This window comes from Allotabrizicola aquatica (SeqCode) (assembly GCF_965194375.1).
Taxonomy (GTDB): Bacteria; Pseudomonadota; Alphaproteobacteria; order Rhodobacterales; family Rhodobacteraceae; genus Tabrizicola_A; species Tabrizicola_A aquatica.
In genome coordinates this window covers 536,035-552,033 of sequence record NZ_OZ239428.1, presented here as the reverse complement: position 1 = coordinate 552,033, position 15,999 = coordinate 536,035, and the positions used below count along the sequence as shown (strand labels likewise).

General features: G+C 63.4%; 18 protein-coding genes. 6 read left to right on the top strand and 12 right to left on the bottom strand.

Annotated features, from left to right (window positions below):
- Window positions 1-7 precede the first annotated feature (7 nt).
- Genes AC72UB_RS15980 through AC72UB_RS15965 form a run of 4 tightly spaced genes read right to left on the bottom strand, consistent with a single transcriptional unit; the run spans window position 8 to window position 3,330 of the window.
- Entirely contained in the window at window positions 8-1,045 is a 1,038-nt protein-coding gene (locus AC72UB_RS15980; RefSeq protein ID WP_505190607.1) for an LLM class flavin-dependent oxidoreductase, read from the bottom strand.
- Window positions 1,042-1,977: a flavin reductase family protein gene (locus AC72UB_RS15975; protein ID WP_505190606.1), complete on the bottom strand. Its 936-nt coding sequence runs from the start codon at window positions 1,975-1,977 to the stop codon at window positions 1,042-1,044. The genes AC72UB_RS15980 and AC72UB_RS15975 overlap by 4 nt, the downstream gene beginning before the upstream one ends.
- Window positions 1,974-2,756 (bottom strand): alpha/beta fold hydrolase, encoded by a 783-nt coding sequence (locus AC72UB_RS15970; RefSeq protein ID WP_505190605.1) that lies wholly within the window; start codon window positions 2,754-2,756, stop codon window positions 1,974-1,976. The genes AC72UB_RS15975 and AC72UB_RS15970 overlap by 4 nt, the downstream gene beginning before the upstream one ends.
- Entirely contained in the window at window positions 2,728-3,330 is a 603-nt protein-coding gene (locus AC72UB_RS15965) for an amino acid synthesis family protein (protein ID WP_505190849.1), read from the bottom strand. Before AC72UB_RS15965 ends, AC72UB_RS15970 begins: the two co-directional genes overlap by 29 nt.
- 96 nt (window positions 3,331-3,426) lie before the next feature.
- On the opposite strand from AC72UB_RS15965, the gene AC72UB_RS15960 reads away from it, so the two are divergent.
- Window positions 3,427-4,104 carry a GntR family transcriptional regulator gene (locus AC72UB_RS15960; protein WP_505190604.1) on the top strand — a complete coding sequence of 226 codons (678 nt, stop codon included), beginning with the start codon at window positions 3,427-3,429 and terminating at the stop codon, window positions 4,102-4,104.
- The gene (locus tag AC72UB_RS15955; protein WP_505190603.1) at window positions 4,101-4,388 is read left to right on the top strand and encodes a DUF1330 domain-containing protein; all 288 of its coding nucleotides are present in this window, start codon (window positions 4,101-4,103) and stop codon (window positions 4,386-4,388) included. The genes AC72UB_RS15960 and AC72UB_RS15955 overlap by 4 nt, the downstream gene beginning before the upstream one ends.
- Window positions 4,389-4,422: 34 nt before the next feature.
- Here the strand turns inward: AC72UB_RS15955 and AC72UB_RS15950 are convergent, their stop codons facing one another.
- The gene (locus AC72UB_RS15950; RefSeq protein ID WP_463290063.1) at window positions 4,423-5,115 is read right to left on the bottom strand and encodes a DUF599 domain-containing protein; all 693 of its coding nucleotides are present in this window, start codon (window positions 5,113-5,115) and stop codon (window positions 4,423-4,425) included.
- A gap of 111 nt (window positions 5,116-5,226) precedes the next feature.
- Here AC72UB_RS15950 and AC72UB_RS15945 point away from each other — a divergent pair, with 111 nt between their 5' ends.
- The 4 genes from AC72UB_RS15945 to glcF all read left to right on the top strand — a co-directional run bounded on the left by AC72UB_RS15945 (window position 5,227) and on the right by glcF (window position 9,406).
- Complete coding sequence (locus AC72UB_RS15945; protein ID WP_505190602.1) at window positions 5,227-6,660, top strand: FAD-linked oxidase C-terminal domain-containing protein; 1,434 nt, start codon at window positions 5,227-5,229, stop codon at window positions 6,658-6,660.
- A gap of 61 nt (window positions 6,661-6,721) precedes the next feature.
- Entirely contained in the window at window positions 6,722-7,801 is a 1,080-nt protein-coding gene (locus tag AC72UB_RS15940; protein WP_505190601.1) for an FAD-binding protein, read from the top strand.
- 11 nt (window positions 7,802-7,812) lie between these two features.
- The gene (locus AC72UB_RS15935) at window positions 7,813-8,130 is read left to right on the top strand and encodes a hypothetical protein (protein WP_505190600.1); all 318 of its coding nucleotides are present in this window, start codon (window positions 7,813-7,815) and stop codon (window positions 8,128-8,130) included.
- A gap of 4 nt (window positions 8,131-8,134) precedes the next feature.
- Window positions 8,135-9,406: a glycolate oxidase subunit GlcF gene (glcF, locus tag AC72UB_RS15930; RefSeq protein ID WP_505190599.1), complete on the top strand. Its 1,272-nt coding sequence runs from the start codon at window positions 8,135-8,137 to the stop codon at window positions 9,404-9,406.
- Window positions 9,407-9,432: 26 nt separating this feature from the next.
- On the opposite strand, the gene ccoS is transcribed toward glcF, so the two are convergent.
- The 7 genes from ccoS to ccoO form a co-directional block, all read right to left on the bottom strand.
- Window positions 9,433-9,591, bottom strand: coding sequence for a cbb3-type cytochrome oxidase assembly protein CcoS (gene ccoS, locus AC72UB_RS15925; protein ID WP_463290058.1), 159 nt, complete (start codon window positions 9,589-9,591; stop codon window positions 9,433-9,435).
- Window positions 9,592-9,595: 4 nt separating this feature from the next.
- Complete coding sequence (locus AC72UB_RS15920) at window positions 9,596-11,812, bottom strand: heavy metal translocating P-type ATPase (RefSeq protein WP_505190598.1); 2,217 nt, start codon at window positions 11,810-11,812, stop codon at window positions 9,596-9,598.
- 4 nt (window positions 11,813-11,816) lie between these two features.
- Complete coding sequence (locus AC72UB_RS15915) at window positions 11,817-12,275, bottom strand: FixH family protein (protein WP_505190597.1); 459 nt, start codon at window positions 12,273-12,275, stop codon at window positions 11,817-11,819.
- A gap of 1 nt (window position 12,276) precedes the next feature.
- A complete protein-coding gene (gene ccoG, locus AC72UB_RS15910; RefSeq protein WP_505190596.1) occupies window positions 12,277-13,719 on the bottom strand; it encodes a cytochrome c oxidase accessory protein CcoG in 1,443 nt (480 codons plus the stop codon).
- Between the two features lie 434 nt (window positions 13,720-14,153).
- A complete protein-coding gene (gene ccoP, locus AC72UB_RS15905; RefSeq protein ID WP_505190595.1) occupies window positions 14,154-15,032 on the bottom strand; it encodes a cytochrome-c oxidase, cbb3-type subunit III in 879 nt (292 codons plus the stop codon).
- A 3-nt stretch (window positions 15,033-15,035) separates the two neighbouring features.
- Window positions 15,036-15,236, bottom strand: coding sequence for a cbb3-type cytochrome c oxidase subunit 3 (locus AC72UB_RS15900; protein WP_505190594.1), 201 nt, complete (start codon window positions 15,234-15,236; stop codon window positions 15,036-15,038).
- A 12-nt stretch (window positions 15,237-15,248) separates the two neighbouring features.
- Complete coding sequence (ccoO, locus tag AC72UB_RS15895) at window positions 15,249-15,995, bottom strand: cytochrome-c oxidase, cbb3-type subunit II (RefSeq protein WP_505190593.1); 747 nt, start codon at window positions 15,993-15,995, stop codon at window positions 15,249-15,251.
- Window positions 15,996-15,999 lie beyond the last annotated feature (4 nt).

Below are 15,999 nucleotides of genomic sequence, written 5' to 3'. Positions count from 1 at the left end.
TGGGTCCTCAGGCAAAGGCGGGCATGACGTCATCAATCAACCGGCGCAACCCGTCGCGCTTGCGCTGGAAACTCATGCCGCTGTCGATCCAGAACGAGAATTCGTCATAGCCCAAGGCTTCGATCTTTTTCAACTTTTCAATGACTTCAGCCGCATCGCCGATCAGAAGGTTGTCCCGCATCGCCTTGGCCGAATAGAACGGGTGGGCGGCCATTTCCTCGGGGGTGATGGATTCAATCAGCCCTTGGGTGACGGGCCGTTTGTTGACGAACCATGCGCCGAAATAGCAGTAGAACGCATTCAGCTCTTCGGCGGCGAGATCGGCATCGGCGGCGTCCTTGGCGACATAGCCGTGCTGGAGGATCATGATCTTGGGGCGCGGCACCTCAGGGTGGGCGGCGCAGGCGGCGTTGAACCGCTCCATCAGGCTGACCACCTCATCATGGGGCAGGTGAAGGGGGGTCACCTGCACGTTGCAGCCTTGCGAGACGGCGAAATCATGGCTGTTCGGGTCGCGCGCCGCGACCCAGATCGGCGGGAAGGGCTGTTGCAGGGGTTTCGGGGCCGATGTGGTTTTCGGGAACTGCCAATACTGGCCCTCATGGGTATAGTCCCCCGCCCAAAGCCCTTTGATCGCCGGGATCAATTCGCGCATCCGCCCGCCCGCGTTCCAAGCATCAAGGCCGGGCATGATGCGTTCATATTCATAAGAATAAGCCCCGCGCGCGATGCCAAGGTCCAACCGGCCATCCATGATGATATCGGCCATCGCCGCCTCACCGGCCAGTTTGATCGGGTGCCAGAAGGGGGCAATCACGGTGCCGGTGCCAAGGCGGACGTTCTTGGTGCGGCGGGCAAGGTCGACAAGATTGAGCAGCGGATTGGGCGCGATGGTAAAGCTCATCGCGTGATGCTCACCCGTCCAGATGGCGTGCATGCCGCCCTCATCGGCCATCTGGCACAGTTCCAGCATTTCTTCATAAAGCCGGGGTTCTTCGTCCGCTGTGCTGACGCGCTCCATATGGACGAAAAGCGAGAATTTCATGGCTCTTCCCTTTCTTGGCTTCGCTGCACGCGACCATGTTCATGCGTGCCGAAGTAAATGCCGTAGCGCCCGGTTGGCGCCTCGTCGGCCAGCCGTTCCAGCATGATGCGCGCGGCGGGGTCGGTGACATCGGCCACCCCGTCGCGGGTGAGGTCCACCAGCGCGCCCATGCGGGGCTTGCCCGGGGTGGTGGGGCAGAGAAAGGCGATGTGCTGCGCGCCCTGACCGGGATCGTCATAGACAGAATAGACCGCGCCGGGCTGGGCTTGCAGGCCCGAGGCGGCGATCAATCGGGTAAGGGCGGCTTGCACCCCATCGCGGCCCGCCCGCGCCATGGGCAGGGTCAGCCCGCCACGCCCGTCGTCTTGCAACAGAACCTTGCCCTCGGCCTCGAGAATCGCGGTGATGACCACGTCCGGCCCCGCAGGCATGGCCGCCGAAGTTTGGGCGGGGGTGACATAGGCGCCCCGGTAGTAGCCAAGCCCGGCGGCCGGCGTCGCCTCAAACCCGCCGACCCGACCGATCAGAATGGTGTGGTCGCCCGCAGGGATCGCCTGTTCCAGCGTGCAGTCAAACCAGGCCGAGACCCCGGCGATCAGCGGGCTGCCAACCGGGCCCTTGCGCCAGTAGACGCTGGCAAAGCGGTCCTCGGAAGGGCGGGCGAAGGTGGCGGAGATGTCCTTCTGCCCCTCGGCCAGCACGTTCACGGCAAACCCCGCGCCCTTGGCGAAGCTGTCCAGATTGCGCGAGGAATTGGCAAGGCTGACCAAAAGCAGGGGCGGGTCAAGTGAGACGGAGGAAAACGAATTGGCGGTAAAGCCCTGTGGTGCGCCTGCGGCGTCAAGGGTGGTGACGACAGTCACCCCGGTCATGAAACAGCCAAAGGCATCACGCAGGGCGCGCGGGTCAATTTCGGGTTGGGCAGATGTCATCGGCGCACCTCCTCGGCCAACCACGCGCGCAGGGCATCACTGACTGCGCGCGGGGCGGTCAGGTTGACCATATGCCTGTGGCCCTGAATGACAACTGCCTGCCCGTGCTGAACCATGCCCGCCATGGCATAGGTCATCGCAGGGGTGGAGTTTGCGTCGCCATCGGCTGTCAGAACCAGCGTCGGGCAGGCGATCTCACTGATCCGGTCGGCATAGACCGTGTCACCTTCCGCAAAGGCGCGGTAGGCCATGGCATAGCCGGTCTGGCTGACCGATTGCAGCCATCCCGCCACGCGCGCCCGGATCTCGGCCTGATCTTCGGTGAACCAGCGCGCCAAGGGGGCCTCGATGCTGCCCGCCCCGGCGGCGATTTCGGCGGCGCGGCCCAGCACGGCGGCGCGGGCCTCGGGTGTGCGGCGGTGGACGCCGTTCAACAGGGCAACGCGCTTGACCAGATCGGGGCGTTCAACGGCCAAACCTCCGGCGATCAGCGATCCCATCGAATGGCCTGCCACATTCATCGACCCCACGCCCAAAGCCTCGATCACCTGCGCGGCCCATGCGACATAGTCGGGCAGGCGCGCGCCAGCGGGCAGGGGGGTGCTGTCGCCGTGGCCGGGCATGTCGACGGCAAAGACATGCGCCTCAAGCCGCATCTGGGGGGCCCATGCCTCGGCGCGCAGACCGACGCCGTGGATCAAGAGGAGCGGCTCGCCCGCGCCCGCCTCAAGCACCCGAACAGTGCTGCCGTCAGACAGCCGCAGGGTTTTTGACGTCATGACCAAGGTCTTTCAGGTCCTGATAGCGGTCGCCGATGCGGTGATGCGGGCGGCCCCCTATCGAGGCACCCAAAGCCACAACGATTTCATCGGCTGCGGGGGCATCGGGAATGGCGAACTGGATGGTCAGGTAGTGGCTGCGGCGGCCTTCGTCGTTCTTGTCCATCAAGGGAATCATGATTGGGCAATTGGCCGGGCCGCGCGTGTTGGTGAAGGCCAGATAGGTCTTTGCCCCCACCGCCTGCCGGTAGTGGTTGCCAAACCGAAGCGTATGGATCAGCGCGCTGGCGTGTTCCACCTCGCCATCAAGCCCCACGACTGCGGCTTTGCCGTAGCCTTCCACCTTGTCACCACCGCCGGCCGCCTCAAGTATCATCCCGGTCAGAAGCACGCCCAGTTCGGGGGCGATGTCGTGGATTTCGGGCTTAAGGTCTTCGACAAAGCCGCGACCGGCCCAAGGGTTCTTGATGACCGCCGCCGCCGCGATGAATTTCAGCGGGCGGGGCGCGGCCCGGCCCCCTTCGATCAGCGTGGTTTCGATGTTCAGAAGCGTTTTGCGAATCGTCGCGGGCATGGGGGTCTCCATCGGCTTTTCGGTATGTTGGTATACCATCGGACCATATGTCAAGAAACCCTTGCGCGGCGCTGGGACGCGGCCTAGATTTCGGGCATGAACCGCCCGACCGATGATCTGCGCATCCATGAGGCCCCCGCCACGTTGCGGGCGTTGGCGGTGGACCGTTTGCGCGGGGCGATCATTGCGGGGCGCTTTGCGGGCGGCGCGCGGCTGGTGGAGCGGACGCTGTGCGACCAGTTGGGCGTGTCACGTTCAGTAGTGCGCGAGGTGATCCGCACGCTGGAGGCTGAGGGGCTGGTGGACACATCCGGCCGGGCGGGGCCGATGGTGGCGCGGCTCGATTGGGCGCAGGCGGCGCAGATTTATGACATCCGCAGGCTGTTGGAATCTGATGCCGCCGCCGAATGCGCGCGCCGTGCGGATGAGGCGGTGAAGGCGCAGTTGGGCGCGGCACTGGCGGGGTTGGAGGCGGCGTTCAGCGATGCCCAGCCTTCGGCGCTTTATGCCGCGACGACCACCTTCTATGAGGTGATCTTTGCCGCCGCAGGCCATGATATTGCCTGGGAAATCGTGCAGCGACTGAATGGCCGCATCTCGCGCCTGCGGGCACTGACCTTGGCCAGCACCAACCGCCGAGTGTCGGGTCCGGCGCATATGGCGCGGATTGCCGGGGCGATCGCGGCCAATGATCCGGCGGCGGCGGCGCGGGCGGTGCGGGACCATTTGAAAGATGCCGCCGAGATTGCCCGAACCCTGCTTGAAGCCCCATGACCGCCTATTGGATCGCCCATGTCACCGTGACCGACCCCGAGGCCTATCAGGGCTATCAGGCGCTGGCCCCTGCGGCTTTTGCCGCCCATGGCGCGCGGTTTTTGGCGCGAGGTGGCGCGCATGAGGTGTTGGAAGGCCCATCACTTGATCGCCATGTGGTGATCGAGTTTCCAACACTGGCCGCAGCGCGGGCATGCTACCAGTCCGCCGAGTATCAGGCCGCCCGCGCCCGGCGCGAGGGGGCAGCGGTGGCCCATGTGGTGATTGTTGAGGGGTTGGGCTGATCCGTCGGCACCAGCCGAAGGTTCACAGGTCCCTTCACATCCGCCGCAGCATGACCTCGCGTGATGTGGAGCCGAAATCGCGCCGGACCAGAATCCCGGAAATCACCATCGCCCCGGCCACCAATCCCCAAGGCCCCAGAAGCCAGCCGAGCGACCCCAGCGCGAAATAGATCGACCGCAACCCGCGATTAAAGCTTTTTGCCCCGGTGATGTTGATATCGGCGGCCTGCGTGGCGCGATGCGCGGCCTCGGGGTGGCTGGGGTCATTCGGCACGGCGGCCATCAGGATGGAGCAATAGCCAAACAGCCGGTGCGCCCAGATGAATTTCAACAACGCATTGGCCAGAAAGGCCACCACCAAGGCGACGCGCAGTTGCAGCCCTGCCGTGTCGCTGGCCAGTGTCAAATCGCGGGTCAGCGCCCCCAGCATTGCCGGATTGCCGATGAGGGCAATGCCGCCGCCAATCGCGATCATCGAGGCCGAGGCGAAAAAGGCGGTGCCTTGGCGCAGGCTGTCGATCATTGTGGCATCAAAGATGCGCGGCTGGCGGGTGACGAATTCTGCCATCCAGTCATGGCGGTAGCGCTCCATCAGCTTGGAGACTGACACCCGCCACGCGGGGGGATTTTCGATCAGCCAGCCAAGGCCAAGCCAAAGGGCCAAGGTCAGCCCAAGGGCGGCAAGATCGGGCAGGCCAAAGGGGCCAAGGGAGAGGGCATCGGTCATGGCCGAAGCCTAGGAAGTTTCTGCCCGCAGTGAAAGCCCGGATCACGTTGGCCTTGTGTGTCGCCACCAATTGGTTATATTTTCTTACCAATGCAGCATCAGGAGGCGTCTATGGACATGCCAGCACCCAAGCTTGCGATTCTGGGCCGCAAACCGGCGATCGTGGCAGCGCTGCGCGATGTGCTGCCCGCCGATGCGGTGATCGACGCGCCGGAAGAAACCCGCGCTTATGAATGTGATGCGCTGTCGGCCTATGCCTGCGCGCCGCTGGCCGTGACCTTGCCGCGCACCACGGCCGAGGTGGCTGCGGTCTTGAAGGTCTGCAACACCATGGGCGTGCCTGTGGTGCCGCGTGGGTCGGGCACATCGCTGGCTGGGGGGGCCTTGCCGACCGCCGACTGCGTGGTTCTGGGCATTGGCCGGATGAACCGGGTGTTGGAGACCGACTACGACAACCGCTTTATCCGGGTTGAAGCAGGGCGCACCAATCTGTCAGTCACGGGGGCGGTAGAGGCGGATGGGTTCTTCTATGCGCCTGATCCGTCAAGCCAGCTTGCCTGCGCGATTGCGGGTAATGTCGCGATGAACTCGGGCGGGGCGCATTGCCTGAAATACGGGGTGACCACAAATAACCTTCTCGGCGTGACGCTGGTGCAGATGGATGGCACCGTGGTGGAGATTGGCGGCCCGTGGATGGAGGCCGGGGGGCTGGACCTTTTGGGGGTGGTCTGCGGGTCCGAAGGGCAATTGGGCCTGGTGACCGAGGCCACCTTGCGCATTCTGCCAAAGCCTGAGGGCGCGCGGCCCGTGCTGGTGGGGTTTGACAGCAACGAGGTGGCGGGGGCCTGTGTGTCGGACATCATCAAGGCGGGTATCCTGCCCGTGGCGATCGAATTCATGGACCGCCCTTGCATCCGCGCGACCGAGGCCTTTGCCAAGGCAGGTTACCCGGATTGTGAGGCGCTGTTGATCATCGAGGTGGAAGGCAGTCCGGCGGAGATTGATGAACAACTGGCCCGCATCAAGGCGATTGCGCTGTCGCACAACCCGGTGGAATTCCGTGAAGCGGCGGATGAGGATCAGGCCAAGCGCATCTGGCTGGGCCGCAAATCCGCCTTTGGCGCGATGGGGCAGATCAACGACTATATGTGTCTGGATGGCACGATCCCGGTTTCATCGCTGCCGTACGTCCTGCGCCGCATTGGTGAGATGAGTGTTGAGTTCGGGCTGGACGTCGGCAATGTGTTTCATGCTGGGGACGGCAACATGCACCCCTTGATCCTGTACAATGCCAACACGCCCGGCGATCTGGAGCGGTGCGAGGCGATGGGGGCCGAGATTTTGAAGCTTTGCGTCGAGGTTGGCGGCTGCCTGACCGGCGAGCATGGCGTGGGCATCGAAAAGCGCGATCTGATGTCGGTGCAGTTCACGCCTGAGGATCTTGAGGCGCAGATGCGGGTCAAGGATGTGTTCGACCCCAAGTGGCTGTTGAACCCGGCCAAGGTGTTTCCCTTGGGCGCAAGCGAAAGCCGTCGCGCTGGGTGAGGCCCCGGGGCTGTCTGCCCCGGACCCCGAGAGTATTTTTGCCAAGATGAAAGGGGTTGCCATGCGCCCTGAGACTGAGTCCGAGTTAAGCGATCTGATCCGAGGGGCGATGAGCCCCGTCGTGGTGCGGGGCGGTGGCACGCGGGGTGTTGCGCTGGGCGCTGGTGATGTGTTGGACACCACTGGTTTGCGCGGGGTCACGCTTTATGAGCCCGGCGCGCTGACGCTTGTGGTGCGGGCGGGCACGGGCTTGGCCGAGGTTCAGGCGCTTTTGGCAGGTGAACGGCAGAGGCTGTCCTTTGAGGTGCCGGATCTGCGGGCGATCTTGGGGCGGCCGGGTGACAGCACGATTGGCGGGGTGGTGGCGGCCAATGCCAGCGGGCCGCGGCGGGTGCAGTCGGGCGCCTGCCGCGACAGTCTTTTGGGCGTGCGGTTTGTCGACGGCGCGGGCACCGTGGTGAAGAACGGCGGGCGGGTGATGAAGAATGTCACCGGCTATGATTTGGTCAAGCTGATGGCGGGAAGTCATGGCCGGCTTGGCGTCTTGACCGAGGTGTCACTGCGCGTGCAGGCGGTGCCGGAGGCGGAGACCTCGCTTGTTGGTTCGTGCAGTGCTGAGGCGGGGCTTGCCGCGCTGCGCGTGGCCCTCGGCTCGCCGTTTGACATTTCGGGCGCGGCCTATGCGCAGGCCCAAGCGCTGATCAGGGTGGAGGGGATGGCGGGATCTGTCGCCTATCGGGTGGGCGAGTTGCGGGCCCGGTTGGGTGGCGATTGGCGCGTGGTCACGGGCGCTGAGAGTGCCGCGCTTTGGGCCGGGGTGCGCGATGTGGCACCATTGCAGGGGCGCGCGGGGTCGCTCTGGCGGCTGGTCGTGAAGCAAACCGAGGCGCTGGGCCTTGTGCAGCGGTTGGGTGGTGAGGCGGTTTATGATTGGGGCGGCGGGCTGGTTTGGTTGGCCCTACCCGGTGGGCAGGCCGAGGCGGTTCGGGCGGCGGTGGTGGGGTTCGGCCATGCCACGCTGATGCGCGCCGCGCCTCAGGATCAGTCGGTTCCCGCCCTGCCACCCGAGCCGCCCGCCGTCGCCGCCCTGTCCACCGCGCTGCGCCAAAGATTCGACCCTCGCCAGATTTTTGCTGCCTGAAGGAGACTTAGATGCCCTCGATCCTGATCCTTGCCCTGCCAGTGGTGCTTTATGTCTCGCTGTGCAGCCTGCCGCGCGGGCCGGGCAGTCTTTACACCATTGGCACCATGTTTGTGTTGGCGCAGCTGGTCAGTTGGCTGGGTTTGGTCGGCAGCGGCGGGGCGGCGGTTTTGGCCTTTGCTCAGCTGGGGATTGTGATGGCTGGGCTGGTGCAGGGTCTGCGCCTGATGGTCTTGCCCGCTGAGGCAAGCCGGGGTCGCTATCTGGCGCTGATCTTTGGCGGCCTATTGATCGGCGCGGCGCTGCTTCGCAGCGGTTTGGGGTTCTGATCCGATGCAGACCTATTTCACCGAGGCGCAACTGGCCGATCCGAAGCTGGCGGAAGCCAATAAGATCTTGCGGTCTTGCGTGCATTGCGGGTTTTGCACCGCGACCTGCCCCACCTATCAGGTCTTGGGCGATGAATTGGATAGCCCGCGTGGGCGGATTTACCTGATCAAGGAGATGCTGGAATCGGGTCGTCCGGCCGATGCCCGCACGGTCAAGCACATTGACCGCTGCCTGTCCTGTCTGGCCTGTGTGTCCACTTGCCCTTCGGGGGTAGATTACATGCATCTGATCGATCAGGCGCGGGCCTATGTCGAGAAAACCTATCGCCGCCCGTGGCATGACCGCGCTTTGCGCTGGGTACTGGCCAAGGTTATTCCGCATCCGACACGGTTCCGGTTGGCGCTGTTGGCGGCCAAGATTGCGCGGCCCTTTGCGCCCTTGTTCCCTGATGCGCGTCTGCGCGCCATGCTGGCGATGGCGCCGAAAACCATTCCGCCAGTCAGCCGGAATGATGACCCCCAGACCTTTGCCGCCACGGGCGAGCGCCGGATGCGGGTGGCGCTGATGACGGGTTGTGCGCAAAAGGCGCTGAACACCGATATCAATGATGCCACAATCCGCCTGTTGCGCCGTTTGGGGTGCGAGGTGGTCATCCCGCGCGGCATGGGCTGTTGCGGGGCGCTGACGCATCACATGGGGCGCGAGGCGGAGGCCCATGCTTCTGCCGCCGCCAATGTCGCGGCCTTCATGGCGGAGAAACATACCGGGGGTCTGGATGCGGTGGTCATCAACACCAGCGGGTGCGGCACCACGGTGAAAGATTACGGCCATATGCTGGGCGGTGAGGAGGCCGCGACGGTGTCGGCCCTTGCCATGGATATCAGCGAGCTTTTGGTCAAGATCGGTCTGCCCGAGGGTGCGTCGAAGGGGCTGCGCGTGGCCTATCACGCGGCCTGCAGTTTGCAGCACGGCCAGCAGGTGAAAACCGCGCCGAAGGATTTGCTGAAGCGGGTGGGGTTTGACGTGGTGGAGCCTGCTGACAGTCATCTGTGCTGTGGCTCTGCGGGCACCTACAACCTGTTGCAGCCCGAAATCAGTGCGCAGTTGAAGGCGCGCAAGGTTGAGACGCTGGAGGCCAAGAACCCCGATGTGATTGCCGCCGGGAACATCGGCTGCATGATGCAGATCGGGTCCGGTACCGGGGTGCCGGTGGTGCATACGGTGGAGCTGTTGGACTGGGCCTTGGGTGGGCCGAAGCCGCGCGCTTTGGGGTGAAACGCCGCGCTAGGGCTTGGGCCTGATCAAGGTTTAGGCTTGTCGTCCCAATCCTTGGTGAGGATACGGTTTGCGTCCCCGGTCGGGTCGTCGAACTGTTTGGTTTTCATCGCCCAAAAGAAGGCTGCAAGGCCAATGCCGCCAAGCAAGAGGGAAACCGGGATCAGGTAGGTCAGGATTTCCATGGCGTTACTTCAACCGAAGGGCGTTTAGGGAGACGGTAATCGACGACAGGCTCATCGCCAAGGCGGCGGCCAAGGGGGTGGCCAGACCGACGAGCGCCAAGGGTACGGCGATGACGTTGTAGGCGGCGGAGATGCCGAAGTTCTCCACGATCCGCTGGGTGGTTTGCCGGGCGATGCGGGCGGCGTCGCCGATGGCCGCCATATCCTGACCCAACAGCACGATGTCGGACGCGGTGCGCGCGGCGTCCAATGCGGTGGCCGGGCTGATCGAGACATGGGCGGCTGCCAAGGCGGCGGTGTCGTTCAGCCCGTCGCCCACCATCAATACCCGGTGGCCTTTCAAAGTCAGATCGCGCACCAGCGCGGCCTTTTCGGCAGGCAGCGCGCCCGAGATCCAATCGGTGATCCCAAGACGGGTTGCGAGGGCGGCGACAGCGCCTTCGGTGTCGCCCGAAATCAGGCGGATCGACTTGCCCTGAGCGGTCAGTTCGGCAATCGCGACCTCGGCGCCCGGGCGCAGGCGGTCGGTGAAGGTGAAGGCGCGGGGCTTGCCCTCGCCGGTGCAAAGGTATGTCGCGGTCATGTCCGCCGTCATTGCGTTGCACCATGAGGCGCGGCCCAGCTTTACCTTCTGGCCCTTCCAGATGCCTTCGACACCATAGCCCGGCACTTCGCGCAGATCTTCCACGCGGGCCGGGTGAATGCCTGCGGCCCGCGCCGCATCGGCCAAAGCCGTGGCGAGCGGATGCGAGGAAGCGCTGGCCAAGGCGGCCGCCACCTCAATCGCCGTGCGGGGGTGATCGGAGAGGTTTGTCACCTCGGGCGCGCCCATGGTTAGGGTGCCGGTCTTGTCAAAGACGACTGTATCTACCTCGGCCAAACGCTCTAGCGCGGTGCCGTGCTTGATGAGCAACCCCTTGCGGAAGAGACGGCCAGAGGCGGAGGTGACAACGGCGGGCACCGCAAGCCCCAAGGCGCAAGGGCAGGTGATGATCAGCGTCGCTGCCGAGATATTGACCGCAAAGCGCAGATCGCCGCCGGTTTTCCACATCCAGAAACCAAAGGCGCCGAAGGACAGGATATGCACCAAGGGCGAATACCAGCTGGCCGCGCGTTCGGCCAAGGTGGTGTATTTGGTCTTGGCGCTTTCGGCCACGGCCACCAGATCGGCCATGCGATGAAGCGAGCTGTCCTTTCCCGCCGCCGTGACGCGCAGGGTTAGGGGGCCGGTCAGGTTGACCTCACCGGCAGAGACCACAGTGTCGGGCCCGGCAAAGACTGGCAGGCTTTCGCCGGTCAGAAGTGAGCGGTCCACCTCGGAGGTGCCCTCGATCACGACGCCATCCACCGGCATCCGCCCACCGGGGCGCACGCGGACAAGATCGCCTACGGCAATTTCGGAAATGGGCCGGGTGACTTCGGCCCCATCGACCAGCACCACGGCGCGGGGAACCTCCAGCGCCGCCAGCTCCTCAGCGGCTGACCGCGCCACAGCGCGGGTACGGTGGTCGAGATAGCGGCCCAACAGCAGGAAAAAGCACAGCATCACGGCGGCATCGAAATAGGCGTGATGGCCGGAGTTCCATGTCTCGAAAATCGAAATGCCGGTTGCCAGCACCAAGGCCAGCGAGATCGGGAAATCCATACCCAGACGGCCCACTTTCACCCCGGCCCAAGCCGAGCGAAAGAAGGGTTGGCCGGAAAAGAGGACGGTTGGAATGGCGATGGCGCCAGAAATCCAGTGGAAAAGATCGCGCGTCACCCCATCGGCGCCGGACCAGACGGCGACGGACAGCAGCATGACGTTCATCATGGAGAAAAACGCGACCCCCAGACGCATCAGAAGATCGCGGCCTTGCCGGTCAGTCTCGGTCGCTGACAAAAGGCCGGCGTCCAGCTCATGCGCCTCATAGCCGACGCCGGCCAGCACCTTGATCAGCTGATCGGCCGTCAGGGCGGCATCGGCCTCAACCGAGACCCGTTTCAAGGTCAGGTTGACGCGTGAGGATTGCACGCCCGGCGTGGCGGCAAGCGCCTGTTCAACGGTGGAAATGCAGGCCGCGCAATGGGCGGCGGGCAAGGAGAGCATGATCCGCGCGTGATCGGGTTGCGACAGTTGGGCGATGCGTTCGGCCGAGGGGGCGGCGACGCAGGCCGGGCAGGCCGACAGGGATGCGCGCCCGGCGTCGGAAAAGCTCTCTGGTTCCAACGCGGCGGTCATGCCGTCAGCCCTTTACCGAAAGATCGATGCGCTGACGAAACAGCGTGCCATCTGTGGCCCACGCCTCGATTTGCATCATCCATTTGCCCATGCCCAAATCGGTTTTGGCCACATAGGCCCCGGCTTGGCGCGAGAAGTCGGGGCGGCGATCCTCGGACGCCGAGGTAGTCCGGCCGATCAGCACGCTGAGATCCTGCAGCCTCACTGGCATGCCTGCCGCATCGGTGAACACCAGACGCACCTCTTTGGCTGCCGCATCATATTCGGGTGCCAGGATCCAGCCCAAGGCTTCTTGCGCGGCGCGGTCATGATCGAAGGTTTGGCTGGCGACATAAGAGTTTTTCACCTCCAACCCCGGAAAGGTGCTGACCGCCTTGTAGGCCATGGTCAGATTTACCGCGATGATGACGGCAAAGGCCGAAACGGTGAAAAACAGCACGTGTTTGCCGGTGATCTCGCGCATCTCAATCCTCCTCTTTGCCATTAAAGACAGTGTCATGGTGAACCCGGTCGGTGCCCGTAGCCACGTCTGACCCAAGGTCTTCGATCCAAAGCCGAAGCTCGGTGCGTTCTTCCTCAGCCGCCTCAGACCCGGCGGGGGCGGTGATATAAAGCCGCTGCGTCTTGGTCTGATTGGCCGGGACCAACACCTGCAGCGCCTCTTGCCCTTCAAGGGCGAGCACGAACTCGGCCCCCTCTTCGTTGGTGCTGGAGATCGAGAAGAGACGGTCATCGCCGTGCTTGTTCAACAGACGCAGCTCATAGGTATTGCGGATGGAGCCATCCTTCAGCACCACGAACTGCGGGTTGCGCACGGGGGTGACGTTGACGTCGATCTCGGTGCGCATGAACAGGGCGACAACCAACGCGATGCCCACGGCGGACCACAGTACGGTGTAGATCATGGTCCGCACGCGGAACACATGGCTCCAGACCGATTTCGGGGCCTTGCCTTCTCGCTCACGCACCTCATCGGTCAGAGCCAGATAACCGATCAACCCGCGCGGCTTGCCGATCTTGTCCATCATGTCATCGCAGGCATCGATGCACAGCCCGCAGGTGATGCAGGCCAGTTGCTGACCATTGCGGATATCAATCCCCATCGGGCAGACGTTGACGCAGGCCATGCAATCGATGCAGTCGCCGTTGCCTTCCACGCACTGCTTGCCGCGCGGCTCTCCGCGCCATTCGCGGTAGCCGATGGTGAGGGTGTCCTCATCCATCATCGCGGCCTGAATACGCGGCCAAGGGCAGGCGTAGATGCACATCTGCTCGCGGGCAAAGCCGCCAAAGGCAAAGGTGGTCGCCGCCAGAATGAACATCGTTGTATAGGCGATGGGATGGGCCGTGCCCGCCAACAGGTTCCAAAACAGCGTCGGCGCATCGGTGAAATAAAACACCCAAGCCCCACCCGTGGCCAGCGCAATGGCAAACCAGATCGTCCATTTCACAAGGCTTTTGCGGATCTTCTCGCCATCCCATTTCTGCCGATGCAGGCGGATGCGCGCGTTGCGGTCGCCTTCGACCCAACGTTCGACAAGGATGAAAAGGTCGGTCCAGACGGTCTGCGGGCAGGCATAGCCGCACCAGACCCGGCCAGCCGCCGAGGTGAAGAGAAACAGCCCCAAGCCTGCCATGATGAGAAGGCCCGCGACGAAGTAAAACTCATGCGGCCAGATTTCGATCATGAAGAAGAAGAACCGCCGCCCGCCCATGTCGATCAATACGGCCTGATCGGGCAGGTTCGGACCCCGGTCCCAGCGAATCCAGGGGGTGATGTAGTAAATGCCCAAAAGCACCGCCATCAGCCACCATTTAAGGGTGCGAAACTGCCCTTTCACGCGGCGCGGAAAGATCGGCTCGCGCGCGGCATAGAGGCTGGGCGGGTTGGTATCAGGGGTGGACACGGACATTCTCCGGCAATTCAGGCTTGGTCGTCTGACCTTGGTATCCGCCGTGCGCCGCTCTCCCGCCTTGACCTGCATCAATTATCTATCGCGAAGTCAGCTTTTCTCTGTGGCAGATTGTCTCGCGCCAGTGTTGAGCGCAGGCGGTTGCTGCGCCAAGGTGAACCCGGACTGCGAAAGGGGTCAAAAAGGGGAGGGAGGCACCGACGCTTCTAGGAAACGCGCGAACAGGGCGAAGCGCCGGTGCAATGCCGCAGCCGTTGCAGCTGGGCATGACCGCAAATTGCCCTAAGACCTGCCCCCGCGCCTTGACCTGAGTCAAATGGCCCTTGTCCGGACTGCTTCAGCTTGCCGCAGGCAAAAGCGCGCAATCGGCCATGACAAAGGCCCCCGGAATGCACCGGGGGCCCTTGGTTTCAAGCGGCTCTCTACGGCTATTCGCCGCCGCCCAAGGCGTGAACATAGGTCGTGACCGCCCGCACCTCGTCTTCCGACAGGCGGCCTGCCCAAGCGGGCATCACGCCATAACGTGCGCCGAAAACCGAGGTATGGATCGTTTCGCGGTCGCCGCCATAAAGCCAGATGGCATCGTTCAGGGCAGGAGCCCCTTGGTTGCGGTCGCCCTCTCCCGCTTCCATATGGCAGGCGGCGCAGTTGTCGGCAAAGACGGTTGCCCCGGCGCTTGCCAAGGTGGCGTCATGCTCTTGTCCCGACATTTGCAGAACATATTCCACGACTTCACCGATCTGCGCCTCTTCCAAGAGGCCATCAGCGCCGAATTTCGGCATCTCAGAATAGCGGGCGTCGGCGTCGGTGGTGTTGCGGATACCATGGTTGATCGTCAGATAAATCTGCTCCATGTCGCCGCCCCACAGCCAATCATTGTCGGTCAGGTTGGGGTAGCCCTTGCCCTGCACACCCGCCGCACCCGAGCCGTGGCACTGGGCGCAAAAGGTTTTGAACACGGCCGCCCCAGCTGAGGTGGCATAGGTGTTCAATGCGTCTGTCGCCGGAATGTCGGCCAAAGGTGCTGCCACCAGCTTGGCCTTGATCTCGGCATTGGCGTCGTCAAAGCGTTTGATCTCTTCGGCGACGGCCGTTCGGTTGTCATAACCCAGATACCCTTGGGTCGCTTGGGTCAGCAGGGGCCATGCCGGATAGGCGATCGAGTACCAGATGCCCCAGATGATGGTGGCGTAGAACACCCAGACCCACCAGCGCGGCAGGGGGTTGTTATACTCTTCGATGCCGTCCCATTCATGGCCGGTGGTTTCGACCTGAGCGGGCGCTTTCTTGACTTGCTTGGCGCACATGGCTCACGCCTCCTTCACAGGCTGGGGGTCTTTATCAGACCCCGCGGGTTGCTTTTCGTTGCGAAAGATCGAATTGGCGATGTCACGATGGACCGCATTCGACCCCGGACGCATCGCCCAGAGGATCACCCCGAGGAAGATCAGCGTTAGGGCCAGAAGTGCCCAGCTGTCGGCCAATTGGCGCAGGAAGCTATAGGTATCCATTGGCTTTCCCCCTTATCGCGTCGGATCAGGTATGAAGGTCGTGAAGTCCACCATCGTCCCCAGCACTTGCAGATAGGCGATGATGGCATCCATCTCGGTCAGTTCGGGCTGGCCGTCAAAGTTCGAGACATTGACATCCAGATGCCCGAAGGCAGCCGCACCGTAACGTTCCTGCAGCCCCGCAGTGTCGGCGTTCGGGTCGGCCTGAGCGGCAAAGTCCGCAACGGCGTTCTCGATCATTGCCTCGCTATAAGGCACCCCTACCAAGGCGTTGGTGCTGAGTTTGTCGGCGATGTATTGGCCATCAATGACGTTGTTCATCATGAAGGCGTATTTCGGCATCACCGATTCCGGCACCACTGACTGCGGGTCGATCATGTGATCGACATGCCAGCTGTCGGAATAGCGGCCCCCCACGCGGGCCAGATCCGGCCCGGTGCGTTTGGAGCCCCACTGGAACGGATGGTCATACATCGATTCCGCGGCCAGGGAGTAATGGCCATAACGCTCCACCTCGTCGCGCATCGGGCGGATCATCTGGCTGTGGCAGCCATAGCAGCCTTCGCGGATGTAGATGCTGCGCCCTTCCAGCTCCAAGGGCGTGTAGGGGCGCACCCCTTCGACCTTTTCGATGGTGTTCTCGAGGTAGAACAGCGGCACGATCTGCACCAGACCGCCGATGGTTACGACCAGAAACGACAGCACCAAAAGAAGGGTGGCATGCGTTTCGATTACCTTGTGTTTGTCAAGAAAAGCCATGTTT

Coding starts and splice junctions, on each gene's coding strand:
- AC72UB_RS15970 (WP_505190605.1), bottom strand. CDS start 2,756: ATGACGTCAAAAACCCTGCGGCTGTCTGACGGCAGCACTGTTCGGGTG.
- AC72UB_RS15955 (WP_505190603.1), top strand. CDS start 4,101: ATGACCGCCTATTGGATCGCCCATGTCACCGTGACCGACCCCGAGGCC.
- AC72UB_RS15915 (WP_505190597.1), bottom strand. CDS start 12,275: ATGCGCGAGATCACCGGCAAACACGTGCTGTTTTTCACCGTTTCGGCC.
- AC72UB_RS15945 (WP_505190602.1), top strand. CDS start 5,227: ATGGACATGCCAGCACCCAAGCTTGCGATTCTGGGCCGCAAACCGGCG.
- AC72UB_RS15940 (WP_505190601.1), top strand. CDS start 6,722: ATGCGCCCTGAGACTGAGTCCGAGTTAAGCGATCTGATCCGAGGGGCG.
- AC72UB_RS15980 (WP_505190607.1), bottom strand. CDS start 1,045: ATGAAATTCTCGCTTTTCGTCCATATGGAGCGCGTCAGCACAGCGGAC.
- AC72UB_RS15965 (WP_505190849.1), bottom strand. CDS start 3,330: ATGCCCGCGACGATTCGCAAAACGCTTCTGAACATCGAAACCACGCTG.
- AC72UB_RS15975 (WP_505190606.1), bottom strand. CDS start 1,977: ATGACATCTGCCCAACCCGAAATTGACCCGCGCGCCCTGCGTGATGCC.
- AC72UB_RS15960 (WP_505190604.1), top strand. CDS start 3,427: ATGAACCGCCCGACCGATGATCTGCGCATCCATGAGGCCCCCGCCACG.
- AC72UB_RS15950 (WP_463290063.1), bottom strand. CDS start 5,115: ATGACCGATGCCCTCTCCCTTGGCCCCTTTGGCCTGCCCGATCTTGCC.
- ccoS (WP_463290058.1), bottom strand. CDS start 9,591: ATGGAAATCCTGACCTACCTGATCCCGGTTTCCCTCTTGCTTGGCGGC.
- AC72UB_RS15935 (WP_505190600.1), top strand. CDS start 7,813: ATGCCCTCGATCCTGATCCTTGCCCTGCCAGTGGTGCTTTATGTCTCG.
- AC72UB_RS15900 (WP_505190594.1), bottom strand. CDS start 15,236: ATGGATACCTATAGCTTCCTGCGCCAATTGGCCGACAGCTGGGCACTT.
- ccoO (WP_505190593.1), bottom strand. CDS start 15,995: ATGGCTTTTCTTGACAAACACAAGGTAATCGAAACGCATGCCACCCTT.
- AC72UB_RS15920 (WP_505190598.1), bottom strand. CDS start 11,812: ATGACCGCCGCGTTGGAACCAGAGAGCTTTTCCGACGCCGGGCGCGCA.
- glcF (WP_505190599.1), top strand. CDS start 8,135: ATGCAGACCTATTTCACCGAGGCGCAACTGGCCGATCCGAAGCTGGCG.
- ccoP (WP_505190595.1), bottom strand. CDS start 15,032: ATGTGCGCCAAGCAAGTCAAGAAAGCGCCCGCTCAGGTCGAAACCACC.